The following is a 15,082-nucleotide window of genomic DNA, read 5'->3' on the forward strand; positions in this document are numbered from 1 at the left end:
TTAATAGCCTTTGAATTCGGGCTTGCGCTTCTGCGCGAAGGCCGCGCCGCCCTCGTAGGCGTCGAAGGAATGGAGGTGGTCCTTCACCACCATCTTCTCGGCGCGCAGGGCGGTGGCGGTGGGCTGGTCGTAGCTGTCGTTGATCAATTGCTTCATGCGCTTGAGGCCCAGGGGGCTCTTGGCGGCCAGCTTCTCGGCCAGCGCCTGCACCTCCTCCTCCAGCGCCTCGGCCGGCACCACCTTGTTGACCAGGCCGAATTCCTTCATCTCGGCGGCGCTGAAGAAGTCGCCGCTGTACATGATGTAGCGGGCGCGGTTGATGCCGACGATGCGCGGCAGGCGCACGCTGGAGCCGCCGCCGGGCAGCATGCCGACGTTGGAATGCGCGTCGCCGATCTTGACGCCCTCGGCGGCGATGACGAGGTCGCACATCATCGTCAGTTCCAGGCCGCCGCCGCAGGTCAGGCCGTTGAGCGCGGCGATCACCGGCTTGGTCATGCCGTTCAACTCGTTCTCCATGCCTTGCGCGGCGTCGAGGAAGGTCGGCTCGTCGCTGGGCGGCGCGTCCGGGTCCGGCTTGGACTCCAGGTCGGCGCCGGAACAGAAGGCGCGGCCCTTGCCGGAGAAGACGATGACGCGCGTCTCCTTGTCCGCGCGCATGGCCGCGAGGGCGTCGCGCAGCTCGTTCATGGTGTGGGTCGACATGGCGTTGAGCTTGTCGGGACGGTTCAGGTACAGCCACGCGACGCGGCCGCGCTTTTCCACTTGCAGATGTTCATAGGTCATGTGTTTTTCCCCTTTAAATATTGCGGCCCTGGCCTTGCCAGAACCGCGCGCGCACTTCGCGCTTGAGCACCTTGCCCACCGGGCTGCGTGGCAGCTCCGGCCATACTTCAAACGATTTCGGCACCTTGTAGCCGCCCAGGCTGCGGCGGCAGAACGCTTCCATCTCGGCCGCGTCGAACACGCCGCCGGGCTTGAGCTGGACGACGGCCTTGATGGCCTCGCCCCACAGCTCGTCCGGCACGCCGACCACGCTGCAGTCCTGCACGGCGGGATGGGCCAGCACCACCTTCTCGATCTCCGAGGGGAAGATGTTGAAGCCGCCGGAAATGATCATGTCGCGCTTGCGGTCGACCAGGTACAGCCAGCCCTCGGGATCGAGGTAGCCGATGTCGCCGGTGTGGTGCCAGCCGTGTTCGCGCGCCCTGGCCGTCTCCTCCGGGTTCTTGTAATAGCCCCGCATCACCGAATTGCTGCGCACGACGATCTCGCCGTGCTCGCCCGGCGCCAGCAGGCCGCCCTGCTCGTCCATGATGGCGACGCGGGCGAACGGCGAGGCGCGCCCGCAACTGGCCAGGCGGCGGCTGTCCGGCGCGGCCAGCACGTCCACGTGGTCCTGCGGCGAGAAGAAGCTGATGTTGACGCCGCACTCGCTCTGGCCGAAGGCGGTCATCATCACCGGCCCGAACACGCCGATGGCTTCCCTCACCTTGTCCGGCGACATGGGCGCGGACGCGTAGTTGAAGTAGCGCAGCGAGGAATAGTCGTAGTTGCGCACGTCCGGGTGGGCCAGCAGGCGGTAGACGGCGGTCGGCGGCAGGAACAGATGCGTCACCCGGTGCCGTTCGATGGCCTCCATCACGCGCACCGGATCGAAGGCGGGCAGCATCACGTTGGTCGCGGCCATCGGCAGCAGGGCCAGCGCGCCGCCGCCGGCGGCGTGCGTCATGGGCGCGGCCACCAGGTGGACCGGATGCGCGTGCGGCTGCAGGGCCAGCGTGCCGGCGATCATGGTTTCCCAGCAGGCGTGGCTCATCACCACGCCCTTGGGCCGGCCGGTGGTGCCGCCGGAGCTGAACAGGGTGATGGGGTCGTCCCGGCTGGCCGGGGTCTCCTCCGAGCGTTCCGCCGTATCGGCCAGCCACGCGTCGAAGCCGACATGGCCGGTGGCGGCGCTGTCGAGGCAGATGGCGCGGCGGATGCGCGGGCAGGCCCGCAGCAGCTCGTGCGCCTGGTCCGCGAACTCCGCGCTGTAGAACAGCAGCTCGGTGTCGGTGTTGTCGAGCACGAAGGCGGTGTCGCCGACCAGGTTGCGCACGTTCACCGGCACCCAGACGCAGCACGCGCGGATGATGCCGATCACGCACTCGAAGGCGCGCGTCGCGTTCGGCGCGTAGACCGCCGCCTTGGCGCCGGCGGCGACGCCGTCGCGCCGCAGCGCGTTGACGATGCGGTGCGACAGCGCCTGGACCTGGCCATAGGTCCGGCCGCCCGCGTCGTCGACCAGGAAGGCGCGCGCCGGATCGCGCGCGGCGCCCTTGTCGAAAAAGTCGATGAGTTGCATGGCCGTGATCCCGATGCGGCTCAGTCGCGGCCGAGCAAGGTGACGCAGGTGATCGCCTCCTCGACGCCGATGAAGCCGCCGCCGTTGCAGGACAGGCCGAAACGCGCGCCTTCCACGCCGCGCTTGCCGGCCTCGCCGCGCAGCTGCGTGACCAGTTCGTGAATCTGCGCCAGGCCGGTGGCCGCCACCGGGTGGCCCTTCGACTCCAGGCCGCCGGAGACGTTGACCGGAATGCGGCCGCCCAGGGTGGTGTCGCCGCGTTCGGCCATCAGGCCGCCCGCGCCGAACTCGCACAGGCCCAGGTATTCGGTCTGCGCGATTTCCGCGTAGGCGCTGGCGTCGTGCACCTCGGCCACCGAGATGTCCTTGGGACCGATGCCGGCCTTGTCGTAGGCCTCGAAGGCGGCCAGGCGGCAGGCGGTGTTCTCGACGTCCAGGAAATCGCGGTCGGTGCCGCTGCGCATCACGCTGGCCAGGATGCGGATGGCGCGCTTGCCGTTGAAGCGCTTGAGCGCGTCGGCCGAGCAGATGATGGTGGCGGTCGCGCCGTCGCTGATGGGGGCGCACATCGGCAGCGTCAGCGGCCAGGCGATCACGCGGCCGGCCAGGATCTCCTCGATGCTCATCGCGTTCTGGAACTGCGCCAGCGGATTCATGGTGGAGTGGCCGTGGTTCTTGGCCGCGACGGCGGCGATCTGGCGCCAGGTGGTGCCGTGCTTCTTCATGTGCTGCTTGGCGTTGATCGCGTAGGCGTCCATGAAGATGCTGCGCATGGCGGGATCGATCACCACCGACGGCGGCGGCACCACGTCGGCCACCAGCGGGTTGTAGGTTTCCAGGAACCTGGTGACGGCGGCCACGTCGTCGGGCTGGTTGAAGGCGGCGAAGCGCTTCTCGGCGTCCTTGGTGTTGAGCTTTTCCGAGCCCACCGCCAGCGCCACGTCGGCGAAGCCGCCGGCCACCTGGGAATAGGCCAGGTTGAGCGCGGCGCCCGAGCCGCTGCAGGCGTTTTCCACGTTGAACACGGGGATGCCCTCGATGCCGAGCGCCCGCAGCGCGTGCTGGCCCTTGATGCCGTACTGTCCCTCGATCGCGCCTTGCACGGTGTTGGCGTAAAAGGCCACGCCCAGGTCGGACGCCGTCGCGCCGGCGTCCGTCATCGCCAGGATCACCGCTTCGCGCGCCATCGCCGCGCAGGACTTGTCCATGTGGCGGCCAAACGGCGTCATGCCGACACCGATTACGAATACATCTCTCATCTCGCGTTCTCCAGTTGCTCGTCCAGGTTGTGATGGCTTCATGTTATCGACGCTGGTTTTTATTGCTGTCGTATTGAAGAGCTACACGCTGTCGTCTTTGGGTGGGACTGTGGCGCCAGGCGTTCGCGCCTACATTGGCGGCATACCTACAAGGAGACTGGCCACATGAACAACAACGCCATGACGGTGGAACAACGCCTGAACCAACTGGAGGACCGCTTCGCGATCGAGGACTTGATCGCGCGGTACGCGTGGGCGCTGGACACGGGCGACGTGGACGCGCTGGTCGCGTGCTTCGTGCCCGACGGCGCCGTGATCGAGGACGTGTTCGAGGAGGCCGACCACTGGCGCGGCCACGCCGAGCTGCGCCGCCTGGGCGAGCACTATCGCAACGTGCCCAACTTCCCCGGCCGCCAGCACCACGTGACGCAGATCCAGATCAGCGGCGCCGGCGGCAAGCGCGCCGTGCGCTCCTTCGCCTTCGTCAGCGAGTGCCAGAACGAGCCGCCGTTCCCGGTGCGCTTCGCCGGCTATTACGAGGACCAGGTGGTCAAGGTGGACGGGGCATGGCTCTTCAGCGAGCGCCTGATACGCCTGTGGGACGGCCCCGTGCTGCGCAACTTCCCCGGCCACGGCGAGAAGATCGCGCGCAAGCGCCCGCCGCAACTGGTGATCCGGCCGAATCCGAACTGAAAATCCGGCCTGAAGATTTTCGACGCACACATAGGGGAGCGGTGTCATGGTGGTTGATATTGTTGTGATCGGGGGCGGCTCGGCGGGCTGCGTGCTGGCCCATCGCCTGTCCGAGGACGGGCGCTATTCGGTGCTGCTGCTGGAGGGGGGCGCGTCGGACAAGCATCCGTTCACCCGGGTGCCGGTCGCCAACATCATGGCGGTGCAGAACCCGGCGTTCGACTGGTGCTACCAGCTCGAGCCCGACGCCTCGCGCGGCGGACGCACCGAGCACTGGGCGGCAGGCAAGCGGCTGGGCGGCGGCAGCGCCATCAACGGCATGATGTTCATCCGCGGCCACCGGCACGATTACGACGCCTGGGCCAAGGCCGGCAATCCAGGCTGGGACTACGCCTCCGTGCTGCCCTACTTCAAACGGCTGGAAACCAATATGGGCGGCGCGGACGCCTCGCGCGGCGGCGACGGTCCGCTGTCGGTGGCCGAGGTGGCGATGCGGCACCCGCTGACCGAGGCCTGGGTCGACGCCGCCACGCAGGCCGGCATTCCGCGCAGCGCGGACCTGAACGGCGCGGTGGCCGAGGGCGTCGGCTATGTGCAGGCGTCGCAGCGCAAGGGCTGGCGCCATTCGACGGCTGCCGCCTATATCTGGCCGGTGAAGAAGCGCGCCAACCTGCGCGTGGAACTGGAGGCGGTGGCGAGCCGCATCCAGGTGCGCGACGGGCGCGCGGTGGGCGTCGATTACGTGCAGGGCGGGGTTCTCAGGAACGTGAGCGCGAGGCGCGGCGTGGTGCTCAGCGCCGGCGCGCTCGCGTCGCCGAAACTGCTGATGTTGTCGGGCATAGGCCCCGCCGCGCAGCTGCGCGAACACGGCATCGAAGTGGCGGTCGACTCGCCCGGCGTCGGCGCCAACCTGCAGGACCACGCGGGCGTGCACTTCTCCTGCGAAGTCAATGTGCCGACGCTGAACAGCGACCGGAGCAAGGTGAACGGCCTGCTGCACGGCCTGAACTTCCTGGCGCGCGGACGCGGCCCCCTCACCTCGCCGATCGGCCACGCGCAAGCCTTCGTGAGCACGCGCAAGGACGCGCCGGCGCCGAACCTGCAACTGATCATGGCGCCACTCGCCTTTGAACTGGACGACAAGGGCGCGATCCGCCTGTGCGAACAGCCGTCGATCAGCACCATGGTGTCGGTCAACCGTCCGCAAAGCCGGGGCACGGTCGGCCTGCGCTCGGCCAACCCGGACGACAAGCCGGTCATCCACCACCGCCTGCTCGGCGTCGAGGACGATCTGGACCAGCTGGTGGAGGGACTGGAACTGGTGCGCAAGATCGTCCAGCAGCCCGCGCTGAGCAAGCACTTCGTCGGCGAGATGCGGCCGGGCGTGGCCCTGCAATCGCGCGCGCAGCTGCGCGAGTTCGCCCGCATGGCCGCCTGCTGCATGTACCACCCGGCCGGCACCTGCAAGATGGGCGACGACGCCGACAGCGTGGTCGACCACCGCTTGCGCGTGCGCGGCGTGCAGGGCCTGTGGGTGGCCGACGCGTCGGTGATGCCGACGCTTCCGGCCGGGAACATCAACGCGACGGTCGTGATGATAGGCGAACGCGCCTCCGACCTGATTAAAGAGGATTTGGCGGCATGAGCACGAATACATTGAACCCGGCCGCCCGGCGCGGCCCGCTGCACGGCGTGCGCATCGTCGAATTCCGCGGCATCGGCCCGGCGCCGTTCGCCGGCATGCTGCTGGCCGACATGGGCGCCGAGATCCTGCAGGTGGCGCCGCCCGGCCAGGCCGCGCAGATGCCGGTGCCGGAGCACAAGGACCCGATCTGGCGCGGCCGCAGCCGGCTGGCGCTGGACCTGAAGCAGCCGGCCGCGCGCGCCGCGCTGCTCGACATCCTGCCGCGGGTCGACATCGTCATCGAAGGCTTCCGTCCGGGCGCGATGGAGCGCATGGGCCTGGGGCCGGAGCAGTGCCTGGCGCGCAACCCGGCCATGGTGTTCGGCCGCATGACGGGATGGGGCCAGGACGGGCCGCTGGCGCAGGCGCCCAGCCACGATCCGAACTGCCTGGCCATCACCGGCGCCCTGCATTCGATCGGCAGTGCCGACGGCGCGCCGGTGCCGCCACTGAACCTGGTCGGCGACCTGGGCGGCGGCGCGCTCTACCTCGCCATGGGGGTGCTGGCGGCGCTGGTGCACGCGCGCGCCAGCGGCCAGGGCCAAGTGGTCGACGCGGCCATGGTCGACGGCGTTGCTTCGCTGATGGGCATGGTGTACGCGATGCGCGACCACGGCATCTGGAGCGACCAGCGCGGCGTGAACATGCTGGACGGCAGCTGCCCCTTCGGCAGCGCGTATGAAACGGCGGACGGCAAATACATGGTGGCCGTGTCGCTGGAGCCGCCGTTCTACCAGGCGCTGCTCAAGGGGCTGGGACTGGAGCAAGAGGAGCTGCCGGCGCAGTACGACCGTGCCGGCTGGCCGGTGCTGCGGCGCCGCTTCGCCGAGGTGTTCAAGACCCGCACGCGCGCGGAATGGACCGCCATCCTCGAACACGCGAACGCCTGCGTGTCGCCGGTGCTGGACATGGGCGAGGCCGTGCATCATCCGCACAACCAGGCCAGGGGGGTGTTTGTCGGCGGCGAGCATCCGGTTCCGGCGGCCGCGCCCCGCTTCGGCGCCACGCCCACCGCGCACGCGGCGGCCGACCTGGGACCGGCCGCCGCGCTGCTGGCCGACTGGGGGGTGGGGAAGGCGGAAATAGCCTTGATAATCGGATCAAGCCAATAAGAACAGACTTTATTTTCCGAGCAGGAATTAACAATCTATTTTTTATTAGCTCCGGCGATTATGAACAGAGTCTATTTTCACCCCTTCATAATTGTTCATTCCGTTGGGAAATGACAACGTTTTCAATGATTAACAAGTCGCCTACGACTTTCATCCGCTAATATATTCCGCGAGGGAATAAAAGTTTCCACCCTCAAAGTAAATGACAAAGCACTGTTTCAAGTGGCACCTTGTACGGGAGCACGCAAAACAAGGCGTTATCTGAACAGTGCTTGAGTTTTCTTATCGACGGTTATGGGAGCAGTGAGTGAAGGTCCACAGTATAGCGTTCCGCCTGAATTTCAGATTTCTGGTCATTATAACTTCGCTGCTTTCCCTCTTTGGCGCTGTCAATTACGTCAAGACCAAGGGAGAACGGGAAGCCGAGATTGAACGGCAAGTACAGGCGGCGATCAGCCGCATGACGATGAGTTTGCCCATCGCGATATGGAATTCCGATAAAAAAGGGGTGGAACAGGGATTGCGGGCCGAAATGTCGGCTGGATTCATCGTTGGCATTGTTATTAATAATGGCCCCAAGATTATCGGGGGAACGGGACGCGCGGCCGACGGCTCCGTGACAATCGGCGCGGACAAGCCGCGGCAGTCCGACGCCAGCCGTAGCGCCAAGCTGGCGTACATCGAGGACGGCAAACCCAATCCGGTCGGCGAGGTCACGGTTTTCATCGCCTACACCGAAATGCACGGCGCCTTGCACAACGACCTGATGTGGCTGGCCCTGGCCATTTTCGTGCTCAACGCCGTGCTGCTATTCGCGCTCTCCCACAGTTTGAATTCAGTCGTGCTGCGGCCTTTAAAGCAGGTGCGGGAAGCCCTCCACAATATCGCCGTGGGCGACGTGGATTTAACGAAGCGCCTACCGGCAAGCATCAATGCCGAATTTACCGAAGTCGCCGACAACTTCAATACCTTCATCGGCCGCTTGCAAAAAATCATAGAACAAGTGCACGAAGGAACCGATCTTATCGCGGCGGCCTCTTCCGAGATCGCCACCGGCAATCTCGACCTGTCAGCCCGCACCGAATCCCAGGCCTCGTCGCTGGAGGAAACCAGCGCCGCGATGGCCGAGTTGACCAAGACCGTCAATCAAAACGCGGGCAATGCCAAGACCGCCAATCATCTGGTGCAATCCGCTTCCGACATCGCCGGCAAGGGTGGCGTGGCGGTCGCCAAGGTGATCGCCACGATGACCGAGATTAACGACGCCTCCCACAAAATCGTCAACATCATCGCCGTGATCGACAGTATCGCTTTCCAGACCAATATCCTGGCGCTGAACGCGGCCGTCGAGGCGGCGCGCGCGGGTGAGCAGGGACGCGGCTTCGCCGTGGTGGCGTCGGAAGTGCGCAACCTGGCGCACCGGTCCGCGGCGGCGGCGCAGGAAATCAAGACGTTGATCAGCGACTCGGTCGACAAGGTCGGCACGGGCACCGAACTGGTGAACCAGGCCGGGCAGATAATGAATGAGGTCGTCACCAGCGTCAAACAAGTGACGGAAATCATGACCTCCATCATGACCGCCAGCGAGGAACAGACAGTGGGCATCGCCCATGCTTGCGAGGCGATCAGCTTGATGGATCAAACGACCCAGCAAAATGCGGCGCTGGTGGAGGAAGCGGCCGCCACCGCCGACTCCTTGAAAGTACAGACGGCGGCCTTGGAGACGGCGTTGAGCGTGTTCCGTCTTTCCGAAACGGCGCCGCGCCTCGCCGCCGTCCCCTCCGCGGCCGTCCAGGCGCCCATCGCCGCGCGGGAGCGGCGCATAAGAATATCCGCCGCTTGATTTGGCGGGATTTAAACTTTACTCCTTAGGAAAGAAACCGATGATGAAAAACAAAAAATGGCTGTGCACGTTGTTGGCTTCGGTGGGCGTTTTCTCTTCCGCCATTGCGGAAGAGGTGACGCTGGGACGCAACCAAGGGCTCGCCGACCAGTGGGTGGCGGCCAAGCTCATCACCGATATCGGCAACAAGGCGGGCGTCACTGTGAAGGTCAAACCCCTGCCCGCCGCGCGCGCCAACGAACTGAACCTGTCGGGTGAAATCGACGGCGAGATCGCGCGCATTGACGCCTATGCCGCCAAAAATCCGACGCTGGTACAAAGCAAGCCCTTGTATTACTACCTGGTTTCCACCGCGTTTGGAAAGAAGGATAAATCGGTTTCGTCGATCGCCGATCTGAAGCAATACCGCGTCGGCATCATCCGCGGCGTGGCGCACGCGATGACCGTCACCGCGGGAATGAAAGTCACCGAGGTAAACGGGCCTGAGCAATTGTTCTTGATGCTGGACGAGGGCAAGATCGACATTGCCGTATCGAGCGAGATCGATGGCAATTACCGCTTGAAGAAAATGAAGCTCGGCGATATCAAGCCGCTGGCCACGCTGGCGAAATTCGACCAAGGCGCGATCTTCAATCCCGCCAAACGCCAGACCGCCGATAAACTGGCGAAAACCACCGCCGCGATGAAACAGTCCGGCGAACTGGACAAGCTTACCGCGCAGTATGAAAAGGAATTCCTCAGCACTGGCGTCGAGCCCTGAGCGGTTCTGCCTCAGTAGCCGTATTGCTGCAGGATGCGCGCCTGCGTACCGTCTTTTTGCATGGCGGCGCAGGCGTTCTCCCACTTGGCGGCGGTGGCGTCGTCCATGGCGCGCCCGCCCGCCAGATAGACATGGACGGGCTGCAGCACCGCGCCCAGGCGCAGCCGCAGCGTGGCCGCGCCCAACTGGCGCTGCTCGTGCTCCGCGATGCTCTGCGCCACCATCCACACGTCGATGCGTCCCCTGGCGAGCTTGCCAGCGTTGGCCGCCGAACTGACGGCCGGTTCCATGCGCGTGAAGCCCAGCGCGCGGGCCAGTTCCTCGGACGGACTGCCCATCACCACGCCCAGCCGCAGCGCCCGCGCCTCCTCCACCGTGGCGATGCCCACGTCGGTCGCCTCGCTGGCCACCAGCATGATGCGGTCTTCCCACAGCTTGCACAGCCAGCGGTACTGGTTCTCCAGGAGCGGCGAGCGGGCCAGCGTACCGACCGAGCCCGGCGCGCCGTTCAGCAGCACCAGTTCGCGGCGCAGCGGCACCGCGATGACCGGGCCGGCATGGCCGGCGCGGCTGCGCAGATCCAGCATCATCTCGTACAGCACGCCGCGCGGCACGCCCTTGTCGCGGTAAAACAGGGGGGCCACCTCGTACACGTACATGCCGGGCGGCTGGGCGCGCAGCGGCTGGCCCGCCGCCATCAGCAGCGCAGCCAGGACGGGGAACGTGCGCATGCGTAGCGACATGAACAGGGGAATTCCGAGGGGATATAACGTCAGCGTAGCACGCCGCGCGATGCTTGGGAGCAGGCGCCTGGGAACGATTTTTCCCTTGTTGTACGGCGGCGACCAGCCAACGTTCAGTGAACGCTGTGAAGACGCGGGCCAGTTCCACCGGAAAAACCTTGGTAAGGATTTCCCTACCAAAGTTCCGGGATACCCTGATGTATTTTCAAGGCGGGCCGCCGTACGATGGGCGGTCACCCGCCCTACTTGTCGCCTGCCATGATTCCACCTGCCGCCTGGGCGGTCCTCCTGCTGCTGGCCGTTTGCGCCATCACCCTGCAAACCCGCCGCGTACAGCGCCTGAAGGCGCTGGTGCGGGAGGGTGCGCTGTTCCGCGACATGATCAACCAGGTCAAGGACGTCGCCGTGACCGTGCACGACATGGCCGACGGCGGCCAAGTGCTCTTCGCCAACGACGCCGCCTGCCTGCACTTCGGCGTGCCCCGCGAAACCTTGCTGACCTGGCGCCCCCCCGACTGGGATTCCAACCTGGACACGGCCGCGATCGCGGCGCTCCACCAGCGCCTCAAGCATGGCGATTCGGAGACGCTCGAGACCACGCACCGCCTCGCCTCGGGCGAGATGGTGCCGGTGGAGGTGATGCTGCTGTGCCAGATGCACGAAGGCGCCAGCCTCACCATCGCGTACACGCGCAACATCCACGCCCGCCGGGCCGAGGAGGCGCGTCGCCTGGCGTATGAACGCGCCGAGGTCGAGCAGGCCGGCCTGCAACGCCTGTCCCGCTTCGTCGCCAGCACGCCCGGCTACTTCTACACCCTGAGCCTGCAAGCGGACGGCGGCGTCGCCCTGCCTTTCGTCAGCGCCGGCATGCAGGACATTTTCGGGCTGCAGCCGGGCGACATGGAGCACAACGCCACGCGCTTGCTGTCGGCCATCCATCCGGACGACTACGCGGCCAGCATGCGGGCCATGGTGGAGTCGGCCCGGACCCTGTCACCGCTGCAGGGTGAATTCCGCATCAGGCACCCGGAAAAAGGGGAGCGCTGGCTGGAGGCCCGCTCGCTGCCGCAACGCGAGCCCGGGGGCGCCACGCAGTGGCACGGCTTCGCGCACGACATCACCGAGCGCAAGCGCCTGGAGGTGCTGCTGCAGCGGCGCGAGCGCAGCTACCGCACACTGGTCGAGAACCTGCCGGACCCGCTGTTCCGCTACGACACGCAGTGCCGCCGCACCTATGTCAGCCCGGCGGTCGAGCGCGTGACCGGCAAGCCGGCGGCGGAGCTGATCGGCGTGACGCCAAGCGACGCCCCGCTCGCCGTCGGCGCCGATAACGAGCGGCTGATGGCCAATATCCGTCAGGTGCTGGCGACCGGCAAGCACCTCGTCGACGAGATCGGCTACCACGCCCCGGATGGGAGCGTGCGCCACTTCCAGAACCACTTCGGGCCGGAACTGGCCGCCGATGGCAAGGTGGTGGGCGTGCTGTCCATCATGCGCGATATTTCCGAGCTCAAACGCCTGGAGGCCTTGCTGCGCAAGCGCGAGCAGGAATTCCGCGCGCTGGTGGAGAATTCGCCGGACATCGTTTCGCGCTACGATCTCGACTGCCGCCGCGTCTACACCAACCCGCGCGGCGTGACGTCGCTGGGCGGCGACGTCACGCGCATACTCGGCACCACGCCGGCCGAGCTTCCCGGCGGCGAGTCCGGCGCGCGGTATCTCGAAGCCATCCGCGCGGTGATCACGCAGGGCACGGAGCGCAGCCTCGAACTGGCGTGGCCGATCGGCGGGCCCGACACCTGCCTGCACGTGCGCATCTGCCCGGAATTCGACCTGGCCGGCCGGGTGAGCCAAGTGCTGGCCATCGGCCGCGACATCACCGAGATCGACGAGTATCGGCGCGTGATCCACCGCCAGGCATTCAGCGACGCGCTGACCGGCCTGCCCAACCGCACCATGCTGTCCGACCGCATCCGCCAGGCCATCGCCAACGGCGCCCGCTACGGCCACCGGTTTGGCCTGATGATGCTGGACCTGGACCACTTCAAGGAAATCAACGACACCATGGGCCACGGCGCCGGCGACGAACTGCTGCGCATGGTGGCCCAGCGCCTGACCGCCAGCGTGCGCCTATGCGACACGGTGGCGCGGCTGGGCGGCGACGAATTTTCGGTGCTGCTGCCGAACATGCGCAAGGGCGACGACCTGGCGACGGTGGGCGGCAAGGTCTTGCGCGCCCTGGCCGAGCCGTTCGTGGTGGACGGCCAGGAGCTGTTCGTGTCGTGCAGCATCGGCATCGCGCAGTATCCGGACGACAGCACCGTCATCGACGCCCTCTACAAGTATGCCGACTCGGCCATGTACCACGCCAAGCAGATGGGGCGCAACAACTTCCAGTTCTACCAGCCCGAATTCACGCGCCGTTCGCAAGAGCGGCTGGCGCTGGAGGCCGCGCTGCGGCGGGCGCAGAAAAAGGGGGAGCTGATGCTGTACTACCAGCCGCAGATCGAGCTTCAGAGCGGACGCATGGTCAGTGCCGAGGCGCTGCTGCGCTGGCGCCGCGCCGGCGGCGAAATAGTGCCGCCGGACCGCTTCATCCCGGCCGCCGAAGCCAGCGGCCTGATCGTCAACATCGGGGAATGGGTGTTGCAGACCGCCTGCGAAGACGCGGTGCGCTGGAACCGGGAGCGGGCGGAGCCGGTGCGGGTGGCGGTGAATCTGTCGACGCGCCAGTTCGTGCGCAACGACCTGGCCGGCACGGTGCGCCGCATCCTCGACGAGACCGGCTGCAATCCGGCGTGGCTGGAGCTGGAGATCACCGAGAGCCTGCTGCTGGAGGACAGCCGCGACGTGGCCGCCACGCTGGAGACACTGCACGGCATGGGACTGTCGATCGCGATCGACGACTTCGGTACCGGCTATTCCGCGCTCAGCTATCTGAACCGCTTCCCGGTCGGCCAGCTCAAGATCGACCGCTCCTTCGTGCACGACGTGCCTGAGCAGCGCGACAAATGCGAGTTGGTCAAGGCGATATTATCGATCGCCGCCGCGCTGCGGCTGGAGACCGTGGCCGAAGGCGTGGAGACGGCCGCGCAGGCCGAATACCTGATGGCGCACGGCTGCCGTCTGGCGCAGGGCTACCTGTTCGGCAAACCAATGCCGCTGGCCGAGTTCAACGCCGTACTGGCGGCCAAGGGCGCGTCCGCGTCATGGGCATGATCGACGGCGGATCCGTAGCTGTCGCGTGCGGACAACTGTGACCATTGGAGAGATTGCGGCGCCTCTTTCGGGTCAAAATGGGGAACGCCGAATGGCGGCGTGACGGAAAGCGGAGGGAGGAAGATGCTGAACGGGATCGACATCTACGCGGGCAGCGGCCCGATCGAATGGCACAAGGTGGCCGAGGCGGGCACCGCGTTTTGCTTCGTGCGGGGCGTCTACGGCACCGCCGCCGACAAGGCCGCCGCCCCCAACGTCGCCGCCGCGCGCGCTGTCGGCATGAAGACGGGCCTGTACCACTTCTTCCGGGCGCGCATGGATCCCGCCGCGCAGACACAGGCGATGCTGGCGGCGATGGACGCCTGCAAAATCGGCGCGGGCGACCTGCCGCCGGTGCTGGACGTCGAGGACAACCCGAATTACGACGGGCCATGGAACAACGCGGACAACCCGGCCTACATCGCGGCGCTGCGCAGCTGGGTACAGACCATGAAGGACCGGGTGGGTCGCGCGCCCATCATCTATACCCGTGCGAGCTTCTGGGCGCAGCTGGGCAACCCGGCGGGCTTTTCCGATTGCACGCTGTGGGTCGCCAGCTATCGCGACGACGCGCCGACCATGCCCACGGGCTGGCCGTCGCCCTATCAATTCTGGCAGTACAGCGAAAGCGGCACCGTCGCGGGGATCTCGGGCCATGTCGACATGAACTACTTCAACGTAAGCGTTCAGCCGCGCCACCTATGATTTCTTGAATTCCATCGCCACACTGTGCTCCTCGATTTTTAGGAGACCGATAGTGGCAAACAAGGAACGTGAACAGTTGTGGCAAGAGCGGGTGGCGCAATGGCAGGCCAGTGGGCTGTCACAGCGTGCCTACGCTTTGGAGCAGGGCTTCCCGGTGCGCCAGGTAGGGTACTGGGTACGCCGGTTGACCCAGTCCCAGGTGGCAGCTGCTCTGTTGCCGGTGCGGATAGCAGCAGTGCCGGCACCAGCGGCGGCGCTCAGCCTGCGCAGCGAGCGCGGCTGGACGTTGACCGTGCCGGGCGATGTGCCGGCCAGCTGGCTGGCCGAGTTGATGCGCGCGCTGTGATGCAGCTGGCAGCCGATGGGATCTGGCTGGCCACAGCGGCGGTGGACATGCGTACAGGGATCGATGGGCTGTCCTTGCATGTGCAGCAGGCCCTGGGGCGCCCGCCTTGCGACGGCACCGCCTACGTGTTTGCCAACCGCCGCCGGACCCGCCTCAAGCTGGTGTGCTGGGACGGCACCGGCGTCTGGATGTGCCTGCGTCGGCTGCACCGCGGGCAGTTCGTCTGGCCGCAAGCGGACGAGGCCTGCTGGCAGATGAGCGCCGAGCAATGGCGGTGGCTGGTGGCGGGCGTGGACTGGCAGCGCCTGTCGGCGCCGACACCGGCGCAATGG

General features: G+C 66.5%; 13 protein-coding genes. 9 read left to right on the plus strand and 4 right to left on the minus strand.

The genetic code is table 11. The features are described 5' to 3' along the window. Genes BM436_RS24460 through BM436_RS24470 form a run of 3 tightly spaced genes read right to left on the minus strand, consistent with a single transcriptional unit; the run spans position 1 to position 3,606 of the window. Positions 1 to 786 carry an enoyl-CoA hydratase/isomerase family protein gene (locus tag BM436_RS24460; protein ID WP_093558150.1) on the minus strand — a complete coding sequence of 262 codons (786 nt, stop codon included), beginning with the start codon at positions 784 to 786 and terminating at the stop codon, positions 1 to 3. A 13-nt stretch (positions 787 to 799) separates the two neighbouring features. Continuing rightward, positions 800 to 2,347, minus strand: a complete 1,548-nt coding sequence (locus tag BM436_RS24465; RefSeq protein WP_093558151.1) for a class I adenylate-forming enzyme family protein — start codon at positions 2,345 to 2,347, stop codon at positions 800 to 802. A gap of 20 nt (positions 2,348 to 2,367) precedes the next feature. After that, positions 2,368 to 3,606: a thiolase family protein gene (locus tag BM436_RS24470; RefSeq protein WP_093558152.1), complete on the minus strand. Its 1,239-nt coding sequence runs from the start codon at positions 3,604 to 3,606 to the stop codon at positions 2,368 to 2,370. Positions 3,607 to 3,771: 165 nt separating this feature from the next. On the opposite strand from BM436_RS24470, the gene BM436_RS24475 reads away from it, so the two are divergent. From BM436_RS24475 to BM436_RS24495, 5 genes are all read left to right on the plus strand, one after another. Continuing rightward, the gene (locus tag BM436_RS24475) at positions 3,772 to 4,299 is read left to right on the plus strand and encodes a nuclear transport factor 2 family protein (protein WP_218164921.1); all 528 of its coding nucleotides are present in this window, start codon (positions 3,772 to 3,774) and stop codon (positions 4,297 to 4,299) included. A 46-nt stretch (positions 4,300 to 4,345) separates the two neighbouring features. Then, positions 4,346 to 5,944: a GMC family oxidoreductase gene (locus BM436_RS24480; RefSeq protein WP_093558153.1), complete on the plus strand. Its 1,599-nt coding sequence runs from the start codon at positions 4,346 to 4,348 to the stop codon at positions 5,942 to 5,944. Then, positions 5,941 to 7,095: a CaiB/BaiF CoA transferase family protein gene (locus BM436_RS24485; protein WP_093558154.1), complete on the plus strand. Its 1,155-nt coding sequence runs from the start codon at positions 5,941 to 5,943 to the stop codon at positions 7,093 to 7,095. The genes BM436_RS24480 and BM436_RS24485 overlap by 4 nt, the downstream gene beginning before the upstream one ends. Positions 7,096 to 7,402: 307 nt before the next feature. Beyond that, positions 7,403 to 8,938 carry a methyl-accepting chemotaxis protein gene (locus BM436_RS38550; protein ID WP_143133299.1) on the plus strand — a complete coding sequence of 512 codons (1,536 nt, stop codon included), beginning with the start codon at positions 7,403 to 7,405 and terminating at the stop codon, positions 8,936 to 8,938. A 40-nt stretch (positions 8,939 to 8,978) separates the two neighbouring features. Then, entirely contained in the window at positions 8,979 to 9,698 is a 720-nt protein-coding gene (locus tag BM436_RS24495) for a substrate-binding periplasmic protein (RefSeq protein WP_093558156.1), read from the plus strand. An 11-nt stretch (positions 9,699 to 9,709) separates the two neighbouring features. Here BM436_RS24495 and BM436_RS24500 read toward each other — a convergent pair whose 3' ends face one another. Further along, positions 9,710 to 10,441, minus strand: a complete 732-nt coding sequence (locus tag BM436_RS24500) for a substrate-binding periplasmic protein (RefSeq protein WP_093558157.1) — start codon at positions 10,439 to 10,441, stop codon at positions 9,710 to 9,712. A gap of 258 nt (positions 10,442 to 10,699) precedes the next feature. Between BM436_RS24500 and BM436_RS24505 the strand changes: the two genes are divergently transcribed. From BM436_RS24505 to tnpB, 4 genes are all read left to right on the plus strand, one after another. Then, a complete protein-coding gene (locus tag BM436_RS24505; protein WP_177307470.1) occupies positions 10,700 to 13,660 on the plus strand; it encodes an EAL domain-containing protein in 2,961 nt (986 codons plus the stop codon). Positions 13,661 to 13,783: 123 nt separating this feature from the next. After that, positions 13,784 to 14,404 carry a glycoside hydrolase family 25 protein gene (locus BM436_RS24510; RefSeq protein WP_093558159.1) on the plus strand — a complete coding sequence of 207 codons (621 nt, stop codon included), beginning with the start codon at positions 13,784 to 13,786 and terminating at the stop codon, positions 14,402 to 14,404. A 52-nt stretch (positions 14,405 to 14,456) separates the two neighbouring features. Further along, complete coding sequence (gene tnpA, locus BM436_RS24515) at positions 14,457 to 14,750, plus strand: IS66 family insertion sequence element accessory protein TnpA (protein ID WP_143133300.1); 294 nt, start codon at positions 14,457 to 14,459, stop codon at positions 14,748 to 14,750. Then, the coding region (gene tnpB, locus BM436_RS24520; RefSeq protein ID WP_093558161.1) for an IS66 family insertion sequence element accessory protein TnpB at positions 14,750 to 15,082 on the plus strand (333 nt) is incomplete at its 3' end. The genes tnpA and tnpB, both read left to right, overlap by 1 nt.

It is taken from the genome of Pseudoduganella namucuonensis (genome assembly GCF_900116645.1).
Taxonomy (GTDB): domain Bacteria; phylum Pseudomonadota; class Gammaproteobacteria; order Burkholderiales; family Burkholderiaceae_D; genus Rugamonas; species Rugamonas namucuonensis.